10 protein-coding genes are annotated in these 19,883 nt (G+C 41.9%); 6 read left to right on the top strand and 4 right to left on the bottom strand.

Annotated features, from left to right (window positions below; translation table 11 throughout):
* From PY091_RS04640 to PY091_RS04630, 3 genes are all read right to left on the bottom strand, one after another.
* On the bottom strand, positions 1-2,289 hold the full coding sequence (locus PY091_RS04640; RefSeq protein WP_275648535.1) for a glycoside hydrolase family 65 protein: 2,289 nt from the start codon (positions 2,287-2,289) through the stop codon (positions 1-3).
* Positions 2,290-2,400: 111 nt separating this feature from the next.
* A complete protein-coding gene (locus tag PY091_RS04635; protein WP_275648534.1) occupies positions 2,401-3,753 on the bottom strand; it encodes an MFS transporter in 1,353 nt (450 codons plus the stop codon).
* A gap of 121 nt (positions 3,754-3,874) precedes the next feature.
* Positions 3,875-4,936, bottom strand: a complete 1,062-nt coding sequence (locus PY091_RS04630) for a LacI family DNA-binding transcriptional regulator (RefSeq protein WP_275648533.1) — start codon at positions 4,934-4,936, stop codon at positions 3,875-3,877.
* Positions 4,937-5,152: 216 nt separating this feature from the next.
* Here PY091_RS04630 and PY091_RS04625 point away from each other — a divergent pair, with 216 nt between their 5' ends.
* From PY091_RS04625 to PY091_RS04605, 5 genes are all read left to right on the top strand, one after another.
* Positions 5,153-8,236 carry a SusC/RagA family TonB-linked outer membrane protein gene (locus PY091_RS04625; RefSeq protein WP_275648532.1) on the top strand — a complete coding sequence of 1,028 codons (3,084 nt, stop codon included), beginning with the start codon at positions 5,153-5,155 and terminating at the stop codon, positions 8,234-8,236.
* Positions 8,237-8,246: 10 nt separating this feature from the next.
* Positions 8,247-9,797, top strand: coding sequence for a RagB/SusD family nutrient uptake outer membrane protein (locus PY091_RS04620; protein WP_275648531.1), 1,551 nt, complete (start codon positions 8,247-8,249; stop codon positions 9,795-9,797).
* 14 nt (positions 9,798-9,811) lie between these two features.
* A complete protein-coding gene (locus PY091_RS04615) occupies positions 9,812-11,212 on the top strand; it encodes a SusF/SusE family carbohydrate-binding protein (protein WP_275648530.1) in 1,401 nt (466 codons plus the stop codon).
* 76 nt (positions 11,213-11,288) lie between these two features.
* Positions 11,289-14,651 (top strand): alpha-amylase family glycosyl hydrolase, encoded by a 3,363-nt coding sequence (locus PY091_RS04610; protein WP_275648529.1) that lies wholly within the window; start codon positions 11,289-11,291, stop codon positions 14,649-14,651.
* Positions 14,648-15,361: a hypothetical protein gene (locus PY091_RS04605; RefSeq protein ID WP_275648528.1), complete on the top strand. Its 714-nt coding sequence runs from the start codon at positions 14,648-14,650 to the stop codon at positions 15,359-15,361. Before PY091_RS04610 ends, PY091_RS04605 begins: the two co-directional genes overlap by 4 nt.
* Positions 15,362-15,426: 65 nt before the next feature.
* Here the strand turns inward: PY091_RS04605 and purU are convergent, their stop codons facing one another.
* A complete protein-coding gene (gene purU / locus PY091_RS04600) occupies positions 15,427-16,275 on the bottom strand; it encodes a formyltetrahydrofolate deformylase (RefSeq protein WP_275648527.1) in 849 nt (282 codons plus the stop codon).
* Between the two features lie 142 nt (positions 16,276-16,417).
* Here purU and PY091_RS04595 point away from each other — a divergent pair, with 142 nt between their 5' ends.
* Positions 16,418-19,876: a methylmalonyl-CoA mutase family protein gene (locus tag PY091_RS04595; protein WP_275648526.1), complete on the top strand. Its 3,459-nt coding sequence runs from the start codon at positions 16,418-16,420 to the stop codon at positions 19,874-19,876.
* Positions 19,877-19,883 lie beyond the last annotated feature (7 nt).

The raw sequence follows: 19,883 nt of genomic DNA, 5'->3' as shown, positions 1-19,883 counted from the left end.
TTAGTGCGAAATACTAATAGGTGTATCGTTTACCAGTACCTCGAGGGAATCTCCTTCATCTATATTGAATGTTGTCCCGTTTTGGGTAACCGTTACTTTTATAATTCGGTTTCTAAAGTTGATCTTAAACGAGTACATATCCCATTGTTCTGGAATTTTTGGGGAAAAACAAAGTTTTCCGTCCTTGATTCGCATACCGCCGAAGCCTTCTATAATGCTCATCCATGTACCTGCCATGGAAGTGATGTGAAGTCCTTCTTCCACCTCTTTATTGTAATCGTCCAAATCCAAACGGGATGTTCTTAGATAAAAAGTGTAGGCTTGCTCCATACGGTTGAGTTTTGCTGCCTGTACCGAATGGACACATGGTGATAAGGATGACTCGTGAACCGTGAAAGGCTCATAAAAGTCGAAATGTTTTTCCAGTTCTTCTTCCGTAAAATGGTCTTCAAAAAAGTAAAAGCCCTGAAGAGTGTCCGCTTGCTTTATGTATGGGGAACGTAAAATTCTGTCCCAACTCCAGTGTTGGTTGATTGGACGTTCTTGTTTGTCCAATTCAGCAACGGGGACCAAATCCTTGTCCAAGAATCCATCTTGTTGCAAATAAACCCCATGTTCTTTTGAGTATGGGAAATACATATGGGCTGCCACTTTTTTCCAAAGGCCGGTCTCCTCGTTGGTCAACTTGGTTTTTTCGATAATCCTTTTGTAATCGGCAGGAAAGTTTTGTTGTACTTGTTCCAATTGTTCCAAAGCATACTCCAAACACCATTTGGCAATATAATTTGTATACCAGTTATTGTGTACGTTGTTTTCGTATTCGTTAGGCCCTGTTACACCAAGCATCACGTATTTATTTTGGTGTGTGGACCAATTAATGCGTTGTTGCCAAAAACGTGCAATGCCGATCAAAACTTCCAATCCCATTTCTGGAACATAACTATAATCCTGGGTGTATCGGGTGTAGTTGTAAATGGCATATGCGATGGCTCCGTTTCTGTGAATTTCCTCAAAGGTGATTTCCCATTCATTGTGGCATTCCTCACCGTTCATGGTGACCATCGGATATAGGGCCGCTCCATTTTTAAAACCAAGCTTTTCAGCATTTTCAATGGCTTTTTCCAAATGGTTATATCGATATTTAAGAAGTTTTCGGGCCACTTCTTGGTTTTTGGTGGCCATATAAAATGGAAGGCAATAGGCTTCTGTATCCCAATAGGTGCTTCCTCCATATTTCTCTCCTGTAAATCCTTTTGGTCCAATGTTAAGTCTGGAATCTGTTCCGGTATAGGTCTGATTCAGCTGGAATATGTTAAAACGAATTCCCTGTTGGGCCTTTACATCGCCTTCAATGGTAATATCGCTCATTTCCCAAACTTGGTCCCATGCTTTCTTTTGTTCATCCAAAAGGCCATCAAACCCGAGCAAAGAGGCTTGGTCAAGAACCGAATTTGCTGCTTTTACCAATTGGTCGGCATCGTGGTTACGATCAACCGTATATCCCCCATATTTAACAAGGCTTACTTTTTCTCCTTTTTTTGCGGATTGTGAAAATTCAAAACCTATCGAAAGTTCTTTTTTGATTTCGGAACTCGGTGAAGTCGTTACTTTGTTTCCATGCTCCAATTGTGCCTGCATAAAAGTACACACGTTGAAATTGGTTTTCATGGTGTGCGACTCAATAAAGGCCCTGTTATTATTTGATGTTATCTTGGTCGTGTTCCAGAATTTATCGTCCCAGTTGCTGTCTTCATTAGTGATTCCGGCATCGATATAGGGGTTAAACGATATTTCTGCATCGCTATTCAATGGTGTAACCTCAAAACGGATAGCGCCTACTTCGTCATGGGCAAGGCTTAAAAAACGTGTGGCTATTACTTCAATTTCAATGTTATTTGGCGTGGTGGCTACAAAATTTCTACGGTACCATCCCTCTTTCATGTTCAGTTCCCGTTTAAAATCTTTGATGTTGGTGCAGGTAGCAAGGTCCAAAAGTTCACCATTGATGGTGACATTGATACCTATCCAATTGGGAGCGTTCAAAACTTTTGCAAAATATTCCGGGTAACCATTTTTCCACCATCCCACTCGGGTTTTGTCTGGATAATAGACACCGGCAATGTAACTTCCCTGAAAAGTTGCGCCGGAGTAGGATTCTTCAAAATTGGCGCGTTGTCCCATGGCTCCGTTTCCAATACTAAATAGGCTTTCGGAAGATTTGACTCTTTCTTTGTCAAAACCTTCTTCGATGATGCTCCATGGATTTGATTGTATGTAGTCTTGATTCATTTTAGGGTTGATTGATGTTTTACTTGTTTGTTTGATTCGGCCAAAAATTGACTAAAATCCTATGTTTTTGTTTCTGTGTGTATTAGGGTGTCCTGAAAATATGAATTTCAGTTAAACTGTAGGCCTATTATCGTCAATATCTTGCACTCTGGAGACCAATGCCGCAGCAATCAAAAATGAAATGCCGCTTGTGACCAGTGCAAATATTGGTTGCCCGCCATAGAGTAGCTTGACCATAGGTCCACCTATAAAAGCGTTCACAATTTGTGGGATGACGATGAAAAAATTAAATATCCCCATATAAACTCCCATTTTTTTAGGAGGTATGGCACCGGCCAAGATGGCGTAGGGCATGGCTAAAATGCTCGCCCATGCAATGCCTATTCCTACCATGGAAAATATCAGCCAATTTTTATCTGGCATAATATAAATGGATAGGAATCCTATGGCACCGATTACCAGTGAAATCATATGTGTTTTTTTTCGTCCCACTTTTTTGGCTATGGCAGGAAGAAAAAATGCAAATATTGCCGATACACCATTATAGACACCAAACAGAATACCAACCCAATCACCTGCATTTTGGTAAGCAGTACTATGGCTGTCGTTGGGGTCGAGACCATAAATATGCTGTGCGATAGCGGGTGTTGCAAATACCCAAAGGCCAAAAAGACCGAACCAGGAAAAAAATTGGACCCAGCTCAATTGTTTCATGGTCAGTGGCATCTGGGCAAAGTCCTTAAATATATCAAGGAGACTTCCCGTAGTGTCATCAGATTCAACGCTCTCTTCTTCTTTGTTTAAAAGAGCCATTTCCTCGGGACTGTATTCTTTAGTGGTAAAAACCGTGATGGCAACACTTATGATAAGAATTACAGCTCCTATGATAAACGAAAGCAAAAGGTTTAGTGGGACTTCCCCTGCGGCAGCCGTGTTGCTTATGCCGATCCAATTAGTCAATGCGTAGGGAAGCCAAGAGCCTATAACCGCTCCCACCCCAATAAGTACTGTCTGTATACTGTAGCCCAATGTTCTTTGGTCGGATGGTAGCATATCCGCAATCAATGCCCTAAATGGCTCCATGGCAATATTAAAAGAGGCATCCATGACCATGAGCATACCGGCACCTACCCATAAAGAGGGCATTATGGCAGTGAACATATCGGCATTGGGCATAAAAACCAGTCCCAGAGATGCCAAAAGTGCCCCGGTCAAAAAATAAGGGCGCCTACGTCCTAAACGCGTCCAAGTTTGATCACTATAATGGCCAACGATTGGCTGTACAATAAGTCCTGTAAGTGGTGCAACGATCCAAAACCAAGAAAGTTCGTGCACGTCGGCACCAAAACTTTGAAGAATTCGGCTGGCATTGGCATTTTGAAGGGCAAAGCCCATTTGAATTCCAAGAAATCCAAAACTGAGGTTCCAGATTTCCCAGAAGCTTAATCTACGCTTTTGAAACATTGTGATTTGAATTAGGTTCACAATAGGAACAGTCTTACCTGTTCACTTAAATTACTTTGGGAAGTAAAGTATAAGCGTTGATGGTTCAAAGATATAGCTTTTTAAAATAACAGTACCAATTTTAATTGGTGATCTTGTTTCTAGTGGAGTCACGGATAATAAGATCGGTCTTGACTACTCTTGTTTCGTAGGGGACCTCCACATCATCATCCATTTTCTCCAATCTGTTGATCAGGGTCTCCGCAGCCAGTTCCCCCATTTGGAAACCATGTTGGCTCACCGTGGTTAGGTGTGGGCGTGCATATTTGGATAATATCCCATCAGAAAAACCAATGACCGATAATTGTTCGGGAACATCCAGACCTCGCATTCGGGCAACGTTCATGGCGGTTACCGCATAAATTTCGTTTACACCGAAAATGCCATCAATATCGGGATGGAGCTCGAATACCTTATTTATTCTTTCCTCAAGATTTCGTTGGTCTTCGTCCGAATCCCCAAGTTCACCAATTCTTACTATCAAATCTTCATCATAGGGAATTTGATTGGCCAAAAGAGCATCGCGATATCCTTCCGTTCTAAGGCGACCTATATTCAGGTAATCCTTCGTGGTCAGCAGCAATATTTTTTTTCTCCCTTCGTCGACTAATCTTTGAATGGCCATTTTACCTGCCTCCCTGTCGTCGATTATAATCTTATCGCAGGGAATCTCTTCAACGGCCCTATCGAACATTACTATAGGTATGCTCTGGTTTATGGTTTCTTGTAAATGGGTGTAATCTTTTTTTTGGAGCGTTTGTTTGGATAGGGATATAATAAAACCGTCAATACTGCCATCGATCAACATTTCCATGTTGATGATTTCTTTGCTATAGGATTCGTTCGTAACTCCAATAATAACGTTATACTCTTTGGAGTTGGCGACTTCTTCGATACCGGAAATGACTTTGGCAAAATAATGGTGCACAATTTCGGGAATAATAACCCCAATGGTCTTCGTTTTCTTGTTTTTTAAACTGAGTGCGACACTATTGGGGCGGTAGTTGTAGAATTTGGCAAATGCTTGGACTTTTTCCCGGTTCTCCTTGCTAATATCCTTGTTGTTCTTGAGCGCTTTTGAAACGGTTGAAATGGAAAGCCCTAATTCGGAGGCTATCTTCTTGAGCGTCATTTTAGGTTTCATCCTGCATGTTCATTTCCTTGGATTCTCCCGAAAAATCCAATATTTCTCCAAATATACTCTGATAAGCTGTCACCACGGAATTATTTGTCAACCGGAAAACGTTGTAAGTGGCAAAATATGATAATTGTCAAAAAAATGGGGGTCTGAATTACATATTTTCGCCTGAGGGAAGTAAAATATAGCATAATCGTAAAATTAACTTAAACAAACTTCAATATGAGAATTAAACGGATGTACCTCATATGGTGCATGTTTCTAATTCCTTTTGTTCAGTATGCCCAAATTGCTGTGCAAGGGATAGTTACGGATACCGCTACTCAGGATCCTTTACCTGGAGTGAGTATCCTTATAAAGGGAACAACTCAGGGAACAGCAACTGATTTTGATGGAAATTACCTTTTGGAAGCCAATATGGGTGACATTTTGGTGTTTTCCTACATCGGTTTTCAACCGAAGGAAGTTGTTGTATCGGGCAGTACACTAAATGTAACGCTCGATGAAGATACCACAGCTTTGGATGAGGTTGTGGTGATTGGTTACGGTACTACAACAGTGGAAGATGCCACTGGTTCGGTTTCTTCGGTGACCACCGAAGATTTTAACAAAGGTGCCATTGTATCAACCGACCAATTGCTTACAGGTAAAACAGCCGGTGTTCGCATTACCAACAGTGGTGGTCAGCCCGATTCTGCCCCGAATATTCGTATTCGTGGTGGGTCTTCGTTAACGGCCAATAACAATCCATTGATTGTAATCGATGGGATTCCGGTCGATAATACCAACCCAGCAGGTGTTAGTAACCCACTTACATTGATCAACCCGAACGATGTAGAAAGCTTTTCTATTTTGAAAGATGCTTCGGCTACCGCAATATACGGTTCAAGAGCATCCAACGGGGTTATTATCATTACTACCAAAAAAGGTCTGACGGGTGAGTTTAAATTCAATTTCTCCTCCAACACCACAGTAAGCACAGTTGGAAAGAAAATTGATATGATGGATTCCAATGCCTATACAAGGTTTATTCAGGAATTCCACCCTGATTTCACCAACTATCTTGGTGTGGATGATCCAACAACCGAAGCTGAAGATGACTTGAGTACTCCAGGCATAGAGGGTAGAATTTTGTCGGATACGGATTGGCAAGATGCCATTTTCCGTACGGCGATTTCGTTTGACCACAACTTTAGTGCACGCGGTAGTATTTTTAAATCAGTGCCAATTCGTATGTCACTTGGTTATACCGAATCCCAAGGACTTGTGAAAACAAGTGACTATGAGCGTATTACCAGCTCTGTAAAACTGACCCCTAGATTTTTTGATAACCATTTAAAGGTTGATATCAATGCGAAGGGAATTATGTCCAAAAAGAATGCGATAGATGAAGGTGGTGCACTTGGCGGAGCCGTGAACATGGATCCTACCAAACCAATTTATGCTGCTGCTGCCGATAACCGATTCGGAGGGTATTATCAAAATACAGTCTTGGACGGTCAATTTTTAAGCTTGGATGGACAATGGAACCCAGTTGCCATTTTAATGCAACGCTATCGCCCAGAACGAGTAAGTAAAATTTTGGCCAACATGGAGTTGGATTACAAAATGCATTTTATGCCTGAACTTAGAGCTGTTGCCAATATTGGTGTCGAAGCTTCCAAAGCAAAGGTAAAAGAAGTGTATACCGATAATTCTTTGGCTACCTACAGACAAGATGATACTGCTGTAGATCCTGATCCAAATTATCGTTTTAACCCAGGTGTTAATTACAGGGAGAATCAAGATATCATCAACCATACCATGGAAGCCTACTTGGCTTACGAAAAGGATTTGGAAGAAGGCCCAATCACCAATTTCGATGTGCAGGCCGGTTATTCCTACCAAAACTTTAGAAACGATGGGAATAAGGAAGAATACAATTACGATACTGCAACAGGTGAGCGTTTTTTAGTATTCGATCCACAAAACCCAACCAACAGATACTTTAACGAGTTGAATTTACAGTCCTATTTTGGTAGGGGTAACATCAACTTATTGGATAAATATTTGTTGACTCTATCCTTTAGGGCAGATGCTTCCTCTTTGTTCTCAAAGGAAAATAGATGGGGTTATTTCCCAGCGGCAGCCTTTGCATGGAAAGTGTATGAAGAAGACTTTATGGACAATGTAAACTTCGTGAACAATCTTAAGTTGAGATTGGGTTGGGGTAGAACAGGGCAACAGGATATTACTGGAGCCGTTGGTTTTTATCCATCGCTTCCATTGTTCGAGGCAGGTTCTGTAACCAGCCAATATTTGCAGGGATATGCGCTTTACTCCGCGAGGCCTTACAACTCAGATTTGACATGGGAAAAAGCAGAGACCTTCAATGCTGGTCTAGATTTTGGTTTCTTCCCTAACAATGTGTTGAGTGGTTCCTTCGATGTATTCTACCGTACCACAACAGATTTGTTGGCAACTGTGCCAGTTGCTCCAGGCCAAGCCCTTACCTCTTCTTTTGTTAAGAATGTAGGGGAAACCGAGAGCAAAGGTTTCGAAGTCAACTTTAATGTAAGGGCGTTGCAGAACGAAAAAATGTCCTTGGAATTTTACGGCAACACTTCTTACAATAGGGCAGAAGTTACCAATTTGCAAGATGTTTCCCGTATTACGGCCAGTGATTCTGGTATTCCAACAGGAACCGGGGTAAATTTGGCCTACCACGCTGTAGGGTACCAACCTTATTCTGCCTGGGTTTTCAGACAATTGTACGACGATGCTGGAAATCCGATCCATGGAGCATTTGCCGATTTCAATGGCGATGGAACTGTGGATAACGACGACAGGTATTACAGGGCTTTACGTCCAAACTGGACCTTCGGTTTCGGATTTAACTTCAACTATGGCAAGTTCGATTTAAGCTCCAGTTTCAGAGGTCAGTTCGGAGGTCAAGTGTACAACTCCAGAAGATTGACTTCAGGATGGGTTGAAAGTGCCATTCCGAACAACTCGAACAGCTTGTCGAATGTGCTTGACTTTTATAGCGGAGCTGCCGATTTCAACTTTGTGGATATTCGTGGAAATGTACCATTCTCCGATTATTATTTGGAAGATGCCACTTTCCTAAGATGTGAGAACATTGTTTTGGGCTATCGATTGGACGATGCCTTGCCAAATGTTTCCATGCGTTTTTATGGCGCATTGAACAACCTATTCATAATTACCAAATATGATGGGCAGGATCCAGAGAATTTTAATGCAATAGACAATAATTTCTATCCAAGACCCCGTTCCTTCACGTTTGGGGTAAATGTGGATTTTTAAGATATCTGACATGAAAAAATTAACAGCAATATTATTTTTTGTAATTCCATTGGCCCTTATGATTCAGGGGTGTACCAAGGATTTGGATACAGCACCGGAAGTGGAGCTTACATTAGAGGAGCTCTTAAACCAAGATCCAGATGCCGTTAGTGGTATTTTATCACGACTATATGCGTCTTTTGCCCTATCGGGACCAGATGGTCCGGGAAGTTCGGACATTGATGATGACCCAGGGGAATCACCATTTTTAAGAGGTATAGTTAACTTACAGGATTTTACCGCAGATGGTATGAAAAACCGCTGGGGGGATGATGGTTTGGATCAGTTGACAACTACCTCCGACTGGGATGAGAACAACAAGTTTTTCCGTTATCTCTACAACAGAATTTATTACACTGTTCCGCAAGCAAATAACCTTTTGTTGGTTTTGAGCGCGGTGGATATAGAGAATAAAGGTGAGATAGAGGGAGAAGTAAGGTTCATCAGAGCTTTGGCCTATTATTATTTGATCGATTGTTTCGGAAAGGGAGTTTTGGCAACAGAGGAAAACTATGGAACATCCGATCCACTGCCAGAAGTAGACCGTCAAGAACTTTTTACCTATGTGGAGAACGAGTTGTTGGCCGTGGTTGATTTGCTTCCAGATACCAACGATTATGGCAGGGCAAACAAAAGTGTGGCTAGGATATTGTTGGCCAAACTTTACATGAATGCCGAAGTTTATACAGGTACTGCAATGTTCAATGAGGCAGTTCCATTTATAAGCCAAGTGATCAACGAAGGTGGTTACTCTTTGGATCAAAACTTTGTAAGCATTTTTTCCGGTGACAATAATTTGTCCAATGAAATTATCTTTCCATTGATCGCAGATGCAGATATAAGTCAGAGTTACGGAAACACTACTTACATTGTAAACGGAAGTTTAGGTACCGAAACCATGACCCTTAGCGATTTTGGAGCTGAGGAAGGATGGAGTGGACACAGGGCCACCAAAGCTTGGTACGGGCTATTTAATAATGGCGATTTGGAAAACAGTACCGATGCCAGGGCTGCATTGTTCTGGACAGAAGGTCATAACTATGAAATGACCGACTATAGGGCTTGGACCGATGGATATCCAGCGGTAAAGTTTAGAAACACCTTCTACTTTAGCGATTCCAACCCAACTAGTTTCTCCAGTACAGATTTTCCATTGTTCCGATTGGCCGATGCCTATTTAATGTATGCTGAATTGGCAGTGCGTGGAGCATCTGGTGCCGATATGGCTACAGCAGTCGGCTATGTGAACGCTGTAAGAAACCGTTCCAATGCAAGTTCAATTTCGCAATCAGCCTTGGATTTGGACTTTATTTTGGATGAAAGAGCCCGTGAGCTCAACTTAGAAGGACACCGAAGAAGTGATCTTATCCGCTTCGGAAGGTTTACAGGAAACAGTTATCTGTGGCCTTGGAAAGGAAATACCTTGAACGGTACTTCCATCCCAGAAACGTACAGACTTTTCCCAATACCATTGACCGCATTGGAGGCCAATGAAAATCTAACTCAAAATCCAGGATTCTAATTAAAACGACTCTCATGAAAAACATAAAACCATTTATAGCACAAGTTTTAGGGGTGGTAACGGCCCTAGCTGTTTTCACTGCGTGTGAAAACGATGATCTAACACCAGAGTTCACACTTCAGGCAGCATCGGAAGATGTAGCTTTTCAGAACGAATTCTTGGCAGAATATCTATTGTCCGATGAAACCCCTGATAATATTGCGGAACGCTTTGTTTGGAACGAAGTGGACTTTGGGGTGCCAACCGAAGTTTCTTATCAATTGGAAGGTTCTATTTCAGAAAACTTTGATGCAGAAGGAGCTTACCAATTCGATTCAGGAACACTCACTACCATGAATGCAAGTGTAACCGTTGACCAATTGTTGACTATGGCCGAAGGCCTTGGTTTGGACGATGATCCAGCGACTACCGATGAAGAAGGTAATCCCAACAATACAGGTACTGTTTACTTTAAGGTCACCGCCTTTGTAGGTAGTGGAGAAGGAGTGGATGCAGTAACAGCGGAATCTGAAGTTGCCGCATTGACAATAACTGTGGTAGAAAAAACTGCGGAAAGTGGCGCAGGAATTCAAATTTCAAGCTGGGGAGTGGTAGGATCTGGTTACAATGATTGGGGTGCTTTCGATGATGCTCCTTTCTATACAACCAATACAGATGGTGTATATGTGGCCTATGTAAACCTGTTGGACGGTGAAATTAAATTCCGTGAAAACAATGAATGGAACAACGACTTTGGTGATACCGATGCGGATGGTACTTTGGATGCAGGAGGAGATAACATTGTTGTTACCGCTGGTGACTACAAAATCACAATGAACTTGAACGATAACACCTATACCATAGAAGAATTCTCTTGGGGTGTGGTTGGTTCTGGTTACAACGATTGGGGCGGTGCCGGACCAGATGCCAAGTTCTTCTATGATTATACGACCGATACATTTAAGGTAGGTGTTGAACTTATCGATGGAGAAATCAAATTCAGAATGAACAATGAATGGGTATCCGATTTTGGTGACACTGGAGCAGATGGAACTTTGGATGCAGGAGGAGATAACATTGTTTCAACAGCAGGTTACTATATGATTACATTGGACTTTAATGCAGGAACCTATACTATGGAAGCAGCAGATGTGCTAGGTGTCGTAGGAAGTGGTTACAACGATTGGGGTGCAACCAACGACTACATGCTTACAGAGGTAAATCCTGGTATTTGGGTAGCAGAAAACGTTGAATTGATCGATGGAGAAATCAAATTTAGGGTCAATGAAGCGTGGGATACCGATTATGGCGATACAGGTGCCGATGGTACATTGGATACAGGAGGCGACAATATTGTTGTGACTGCAGGTACATATTTGATCAGACTAGATCTATCCGAAGGTGGTTCTTCAAGCTATTCGCTTATTGCAAGATAGTTGAGCCCTTTTATATAAGTTAAGTAAGATAAAGGGGAATGGCTTGGCCGTTTCCCTTTATTTATAAATAATCAGTATGAAGAAACTTTTACTCTTTTCTTTTCTCATCTTTTCCATGGCATCATGGGCTCAAGTAACCATTGAGCCTTTCCCCTTTGCAGTGGACCAAGAAATTACCATTACCGTTGATGCCAATAGCAACGAAACGGACTGCAATGGTCTTTCCAACCCAAGCAAGGTATATTTACATTCAGGAATCGGAACGGATCTAGACCCATGGACAACCGTTGTGGGGAACTGGGGTCAAGATGACGGTGTTGGCGAAATGACCGATAATGGTGATGGCACTTGGAGCATCTCGTTCGTGCCCGAAGCCTATTATGGCCTTACACAAGAACAAGCGAACAGCGCAACACAAATGGGAATGGTGTTCCGAAATGCTGCTGGAACGCAAGAACTCAAGGACAATAGTTGTAACGACTTCTTTTTTGCAGTGGGAAGTTTTCAACTGCAATTGAACAGCCCAACGGAAAATTTAACTGTACTGAATCCAGGTCAAAACTTAACTATTCAAGCGGAAAGCACGGTGGTTGCAGATTTTACCCTGTCCATTAATGGTAATGTTGTAGATACCTTTAATGGTACCGATTATACATACGATCACCTTAATATTACCGAAAATTCCCAGTATACCTTGGAAGCCCAAAGTGGTGGAGAAACCCGTACCGAGAATTTTATGGCAGTAGTGAATGTTGTTGAAGAAGCGGTGCCCGATGGAATGCTGGACGGAATCAATTTGGATCCAATGGACGATACCGTGGCAACCCTTGTTCTATTTGCGCCAGGTAAAGAAGTGGTCCATTTAATCGGAGACTTCAATAATTGGACACTTTCCGATGAATACTTGCTTAAGAAGGACAGTGCCCAAGATAGGTTTTGGATTGAACTGACAGGTTTGTCTGCCCAGACCAACCATATGTATCAATATGTCGTGGACGGTGAAATAACAGTTGCCGACCCATATTCTACCCTAATTTTGGATGAAGACAACGATCCATACATCAATAATATTACTTACCCCAACCTGCCGGCGTATCCAAGTGGACAAACCGAACATGCAGTTACAGTACTTCGAACAGGAGATCCCGACTACACTTGGACGAACAATAGTTATACATTGCCAAGCAAAACAGATTTGGTGGTGTATGAACTTTTGATCCGCGATTTTGATGAATTGCACAGTTTTGATGCAGTTCGTGCCCGATTGGATTATTTACAGGAATTAGGGGTAAACGCCATCGAGTTAATGCCTCTCTCCGAATTTGATGGGAACGAAAGCTGGGGGTACAACCCATCTTTCCATATGGCTTTGGACAAGTATTATGGAAATGCCGATGCATTCAAACAACTGGTGGACGAATGTCACGGCAGGGGAATGGCTGTAATTTTGGATGTAGTTTTCAATCATGCTACAGGTCAAAATCCATACTATCGACTATGGAATACCGATAATGGTGGTTATGGTGGAGTGGCAAGTAACGACAGCCCTTTCTTTAATGCAACACCGACGCATTCTTACAATGTATTCAACGATTTTAACCATAGCCAGCAAGCAACGCAAGATTATGTAAAGCGTGTTGCACAATATTGGATAGATGAATATAAAATTGACGGATACCGATGGGATTTGACCAAAGGATTTACCCAAAACTGTTCTGAATCGGATGAAGGTTGTACAGGGAGTTATCAAGCTGATAGGGTTGCTGTGTTAAAGGAATATGCGGATTACCAATGGGAAGTCAATGAGGATTTTCTGGTCATTTTTGAGCATTTGGGCACCAACGAAGAAGAAACCGAATGGGCCGAATATCGTTTGGATGAAGGAAAGGGGATAATGCTATGGGGCAATCTTAACGGACCTTATAGTGAGGCATCCATGGGATGGAACACAAATTCCGACTTTTCATGGATATCTTACGTTAACCGAAATTGGACATTCCCTTCCAATATCGCTTACATGGAAAGCCATGATGAAGAACGGATGATGTACCGAAACTTGAACTTTGGAAATGCATCTGGTGATTATAATATTCAGGATTTGCCGACAGCTTTGGACCGTTTGGAGCTGGTAGGCGCCTTCTTTTTTACTGTTCCAGGACCAAAGATGATATGGCAATTTGGTGAATTGGGATACGATTACTCCATCGACTACAATGGCAGAATCGGAAATAAACCTATTCGTTGGGATTATTTTGACAATTCCGATAGAAAAGCAGTTTATGATACTTGGTCCGATCTTAATCTCTTGGCCGTGGAAGAACGAATATTCGAGACTTCCAATTTTTCCTTGGATGTAGATAGCTCAACAGGATTAAAAACTATTCATTTAAGCGATGAATCTGCCGGGGTGGATGAAATAGGTTATGTGACGATCATAGGAAACTTTGGTGTGGAAGAGCAAGAAATCGACCCAGAATTTCAAGAAATTGGAGTATGGTACGAGTTTTTGGCCAATAACCTCAAATATGTGGTCACCAATGTGAATGAGCCTATTGTATTAGCTCCCGGTGAGTATCGCATTTTTGGCAACAACCCTACCAGTCTTTTCCCTAACGACAATCCGCCCGACGCCGATTCAGATGGTGTTTTGGATGCTAATGATCTTTGTCCGGACACACCTTTGGGGGCAGTCGTAAATGTGGATGGTTGCGAGGTATTTTCATTGCCAGAGGACAACTTTAGTGTGCTCACCAATAGTGTAACATGTAGAGGTAGTGATAATGGAAGTATTGTTGTTACTGCAATGGAAGCATTGTCCTATACCGCTACCTTGACCGGGGCCATTGACGCTTCGTCAAATTTTGAGGAAACCGTTGTATTCGAAAATCTATCGGCAGGTAGCTATGAACTTTGTATTACCGTTTCCGGACAATCAGAATATCAGCAATGCTATGCATTGACCATTACAGAGCCCGAGTCCTTGGAGGTGTATTCGGAATTGAACAACAATTCCAATATACTTTCCTTGGCGCTCAAGGGTGGGGAATTTTATAACATTCAAATTAATGATGAGGTGTTTTTGACCTCGAAAGACGCTTTTGATTTTAAACTCAATCAGTCGGTCAATAAATTAAAAGTTACAACCAATGTGGATTGTCAAGGAGTTTTCGAGGATACACTTATATTGACTGATTTTGCATCGGCTTACCCGAACCCAATGGTATCTTCTAACATCGTATCGGTAGACCTAGGTTTTGCTTCCAATGATGACATGAATGTTCAGGTATATGACTTAAATGGTAGGATGCATGCTTCAAAAGTAATAAAGGCCAGTTATGGTAAGTTGGATGTTGACCTGTCCGGATATGCCAATGGCATGTATCTAATTAAAGTAACTGGACCAGAAAGCTCCCATCAATTTAAAATTATAAAACAATGAAAATAGCATATAAATACATTGTTCCCGTAATGTTGTTGACCCTATTTTCCTGTGGGGGAGGGGGGGATGATCCTACACCGGACCCGCAGCCCGAGCCGGAAGTTCCTGCGCCGCTGGCTGCAGCGTTGATTTTTCCGGACAATAATGAGGAGTGTACAGAAGGAGTAGTAGTGTCGGAAAGCGAGAGTCAAGTTACGTTTCAATGGGGAGCATCCGAGAATACGGATTCCTATACATTGCAATTGAACAATTTGGAAACCGGAGAAACGAGTAACTCGAATACTTCCAATACCGAAATCCAAATTACATTGAATCGAGGAACGGCATATTCATGGTCCATTGTTTCCAGGGCAAATGGTACCAACGAGACGGCAACAAGCGGTACTTGGCGTTTTTACAATGCAGGGGCACCGGTAGAAAATTATGCTCCGTTTCCAGCGTATGATCCATATCCTCAAATGGGTGTGGCGATAGATGCCGGCGATATAACCTTGCAATGGGAAAGCTCAGATTTGGATGGGGATACTTTGTCCTATGTGGTTTATTTGGACACTGTTACACCGCCAACTGGTCAATTGGGAGAAACGGATACCAATAGTTATGAAACCAATGTTCAAGCAAATAATATTTATTACTGGCGTGTACAAACAATAGATGCCGCAGGTAATAGCACAACATCAGAAGTATTTGAGTTTAGGACCAACCCTTAATTGGTCCGTTGAGGTTTTTTAGTTAGTGAAAATAGGGGCCTAAAGGCCCCTATTTTTTTGTTTTTCTATGAAAAAATAACTGTCTTGTTGTTGTACACCATAGTTTTCCGAGCTACGTGAAGCTGAACCGCACGGGAAAGGACAATTCGTTCTAAATCTCTTCCTTTGGCAATAAAATCTTTTACCGAATGGGTATGGGAAACCGTCGTAACATCCTGCTCAATAATTGGGCCTGCATCTAAGTCCTCGGTAACATAGTGACTTGTTGCCCCTATAATTTTTACACCTCTTTCGAAAGCAGCATGGTACGGTTTTGCGCCTGCGAATGCAGGTAAAAAGGAGTGGTGGATATTGATTATTTTCTGTGGAAATTCATTTATCACCTTTGGTGACACAATCTGCATATATCTGGCCAAGACAATAAAATCAATACCGTATTCTTTTAAAAGTTCCAGCTGTTTGTCTTCGGCCTCAGCTTTATTTTCTTTAGTTATGGGAATATGGAAATATGGAATGTTGAATTGCTCCGCTACATACTCCAAATCCTTGTGGTTGCTCAGTATAAATGGGATATCAACTAAAAGCTCACCAGAATTATATCGGCTCAACAAATCATATAGGCAATGATTGTACTTGGAGACAAAGATTGCCATTTTTGGTTTGTAGATATCAGTATAGGCATCCCATTCCATATGAAACTTTGCAGCCAATTCTTTTCCAAAATTTTCCTTGAATTTTGATAGGTCCAACTCCTGCTCAAATTCACTTTTTAATCGCATAAAAAAAACTCCAGCCTGCTTATCAACATGTTGGTCCAGGTAAACTACGTTTCCTTTTTGTTGATGTATAAAGGTAGTAACCGAACGAATTATTCCAGATTGATCTGGGCAATTTATAAGAATGGTGAGTTTCATGGGACACATTTGAACGGATAAAATTATGGTATTCAAAAAAGTAAGCCCAAACTTTTAATATTTTTTATACAATCTTAAGTGAAACCAATTTTCAATTGCATTTTCCGTAAATTGCAGTGCAAAATCAGACCTTTTATTGCAGATGGAACAAATTAAACCTTATACGCCTACACATAAAATCCGAATTGTAACCGCAGCTTCATTGTTTGATGGTCATGATGCGGCAATCAATATTATGAGGCGAATAATTCAGGCCACTGGTGTTGAAGTGATTCATTTGGGACACGATAGGAGTGTGGCCGAAGTGGTGGATTGTGCGATCCAAGAAGATGCCAATGCCATCGCGATGACATCTTACCAAGGTGGGCACAACGAATACTTTAGGTATATGTTCGATTTGCTGAAGGAACGAGGTGCTGATCATATTAAAATCTTTGGCGGTGGAGGCGGCGTAATCCTTCCTGAAGAGATAAAAGAACTCATGGATTACGGTATTGAACGAATCTATTCCCCGGATGATGGTCGCGAGATGGGGCTTCAAGGTATGATCAATGATTTGGTGAAACGTTGCGATACTGCGGTTCCCGATTTAGAGGTTGCCAAAGGAAAAAGCCTTGAAAGCGAACTGGAAGAAAAGCATCCAAACACCTTAGCTCGTTTAATTTCTTTGGCGGAAAACCGTCATGAGGAGTTTGAAAAATATCAACCTGTCATAGAAAAATCAGAAAACAGAGTGCCTGTTTTGGGAATCACGGGGACAGGTGGAGCCGGTAAATCCAGTTTGGTGGATGAGTTGGTACGCCGGTTTTTAATGGATTTTCCCGATAAAAACATTGGAATTATTTCCGTAGATCCTTCCAAACGAAAAACCGGGGGTGCACTTTTAGGAGACAGAATTCGAATGAACGCTATCAACAGTGATCGGGTGTATATGCGTTCCTTGGCTACGCGGCAGTCCAATTTGGCGTTGTCCAAGCATGTTTCGGAAGCGGTGCAAGTACTAAAGGCGGCAAAATTCGATTTAATTATTCTGGAAACATCAGGAATAGGTCAATCCGATACCGAAATTTTGGAACATAGTGATGTGTCGCTTTATGTTATGACCCCTGAATTTGGTGCGGCCACGCAATTGGAAAAGATAGATATGTTGGATTTTGCGGACATTGTCGCCATCAATAAATTTGATAAGCGTGGTGCATTGGATGCACTGCGTGATGTAAAAAAACAATATGCCCGTAACCATGGCCTGTGGCATGCGAATGAAGATGAGCTCCCCATTTTTGGGACTATAGCGTCACAGTTCAATGATCCTGGGATGAACAGCCTCTACAAAAAAGTAATGGATACTTTGGTAGAGAAAGCAGGCTCTACCTTGAATTCGACCATTGAGATTACCCAGGAAATGTCGGAGAAAATTTATGTAATACCACCCTCTCGAACACGATACCTTTCAGAAATTGCAGAGAACAATCGTAGCTATGATGTAAAGGCAATTGAGGAAGCGCAAGTGGCCCAAAAGCTATATGGAATCTTTTTAACCTTGGCGTCTACATTGGGAATGGACCAAGATTCGGCGGAAGAGTCGTTTTTGGATAAATCCGGCCTCAATGAAGAAAAAATAGAAGGACTCATTACAAGTAATGAATCCAGAGAATTGGTAAAACTGCTGATCAAGGAGTTTGATCGCATTAAAATGCATTTGAACCCACATCATTGGGAAGCCATTCTAAAATGGAAGGAAAAGATAAACCGTTACAAAGCAGAAATTTATTCCTTTAAAGTACGAGACAAGGAAGTCAATATAAAAACCCACACCGAATCACTATCGCATAGTCAGATTCCAAAAGTATCGCTGCCCAAGTACAAAGCTTGGGGCGATATTTTGCAATGGATCTTGCAAGAAAACGTACCCGGTGAATTTCCATACACCGCTGGGCTGTATCCATTTAAAAGAGAGGGGGAGGACCCCACCCGAATGTTTGCAGGTGAAGGAGGACCGGAGCGTACCAACCGTAGATTCCATTATGTAAGCATGGATATGCCCGCCAAACGCCTATCCACTGCTTTTGATTCTGTGACCTTATACGGAAACGACCCGGCCCATAGGCCCGATATCTATGGAAAGATTGGTAATGCAGGGGTTTCCATCTGCTGTTTGGACGATGCCAAAAAACTATACTCTGGCTTTGACCTTAGCAGTCCCATGACTTCGGTAAGTATGACAATTAATGGTCCTGCTCCTATGCTTTTGGCCTTTTTTATGAATGCTGCCATCGACCAAAACTGTGAAAAATATATCAAGGAAAATGGTCTGGAAAAAAAGGTTGCGGACAAAATCAAATCCATTTTTAAAGATAAAGGAATTGCGCAGCCAGAATATTATGGAGAACTTCCCGAGGGTAACAACGGACTTGGTTTAATGCTTCTTGGGGTGACCGGAGATCAAGTATTGCCAGAAAATATTTACCAAGAAATAAAAGTAAAGACCCTAAACCAAGTTCGTGGAACTGTACAGGCAGATATTTTAAAGGAAGACCAAGCGCAGAATACGTGTATCTTTTCCACAGAGTTCGCCCTTCGATTAATGGGCGATGTTCAGGAATATTTTATAGAGCAACAAGTACGTAATTTCTATTCGGTTTCCATTTCCGGCTATCATATTGCCGAGGCGGGTGCCAATCCCATCACCCAGTTGGCTTTTACACTTTCCAATGGTTTCACCTATGTGGAATATTACTTGAGCAGGGGGATGGACATCAATAAGTTTGGTCCAAATCTTTCGTTTTTCTTTTCAAACGGGGTGGACCCGGAATATGCGGTAATCGGCCGTGTAGCCAGAAGGATTTGGTCCAAGGCTCTCAAAGAAAAATACGGTGCCGATCCAAGGGCGCAAATGCTCAAATATCACATTCAAACCTCTGGTAGAAGTTTGCATGCCCAAGAGATCGATTTTAATGACATCCGGACCACTTTACAGGCTCTGTATGCCATTTATGATAATTGTAACTCGCTGCATACCAATGCGTACGATGAGGCAATAACCACTCCAACAGAGGAGTCTGTGCGGAGGGCTATGGCTATTCAATTGATCATCAATAAAGAATTGGGCTTGGCTAAAAATGAAAACCCGATACAAGGTTCGTTCATTATTGAAGAGTTAACGGAACTGGTGGAGGAAGCAGTTTTGATGGAATTTGATAGGATCACTGAACGCGGCGGCGTGCTTGGGGCTATGGAAACCATGTACCAACGTTCCAAGATCCAAGAGGAAAGTCTTCATTATGAAACCCTGAAACACTCAGGTGAATATCCGATCATAGGGGTGAATACGTTTTTGAGTTCCAAAGGATCGCCGACCATTTTACCGGCGGAGGTAATACGTGCCACGGAAACTGAAAAGGAGAATCAGATAAAAACCTTGCAAAACCTGCATAAGCGAGAAGCCGATGAAGCCGAAAAACAATTGAAGGAGTTACAACAGGTGGCCATCAATAACGAGAACGTTTTTGAAAAATTGATGGAGGTTGCCAAATATTGTTCCTTGGGACAAATAACAGAAGCCTTGTTCCAGGTTGGAGGGCAGTACCGAAGAAATATGTAGAGGAGTT

The sequence above is a fragment of the Flagellimonas okinawensis genome, from assembly GCF_029194005.1.
In the GTDB taxonomy this organism is placed as follows: Bacteria; Bacteroidota; Bacteroidia; order Flavobacteriales; family Flavobacteriaceae; genus Flagellimonas; species Flagellimonas okinawensis.
This window is presented reverse-complemented; position numbering and strand designations above follow the sequence as displayed.

Excerpts from the sequence above, each read along its gene's own strand:
- PY091_RS04640 (WP_275648535.1), bottom strand. The coding sequence starts at position 2,289 with ATGAATCAAGACTACATACAATCAAATCCATGGAGCATCATCGAAGAA.
- PY091_RS04635 (WP_275648534.1), bottom strand. The coding sequence starts at position 3,753 with ATGTTTCAAAAGCGTAGATTAAGCTTCTGGGAAATCTGGAACCTCAGT.
- PY091_RS04630 (WP_275648533.1), bottom strand. The coding sequence starts at position 4,936 with ATGAAACCTAAAATGACGCTCAAGAAGATAGCCTCCGAATTAGGGCTT.
- PY091_RS04625 (WP_275648532.1), top strand. The coding sequence starts at position 5,153 with ATGAGAATTAAACGGATGTACCTCATATGGTGCATGTTTCTAATTCCT.
- PY091_RS04620 (WP_275648531.1), top strand. The coding sequence starts at position 8,247 with ATGAAAAAATTAACAGCAATATTATTTTTTGTAATTCCATTGGCCCTT.
- PY091_RS04615 (WP_275648530.1), top strand. The coding sequence starts at position 9,812 with ATGAAAAACATAAAACCATTTATAGCACAAGTTTTAGGGGTGGTAACG.
- PY091_RS04610 (WP_275648529.1), top strand. The coding sequence starts at position 11,289 with ATGAAGAAACTTTTACTCTTTTCTTTTCTCATCTTTTCCATGGCATCA.
- PY091_RS04605 (WP_275648528.1), top strand. The coding sequence starts at position 14,648 with ATGAAAATAGCATATAAATACATTGTTCCCGTAATGTTGTTGACCCTA.
- purU (WP_275648527.1), bottom strand. The coding sequence starts at position 16,275 with ATGAAACTCACCATTCTTATAAATTGCCCAGATCAATCTGGAATAATT.
- PY091_RS04595 (WP_275648526.1), top strand. The coding sequence starts at position 16,418 with ATGGAACAAATTAAACCTTATACGCCTACACATAAAATCCGAATTGTA.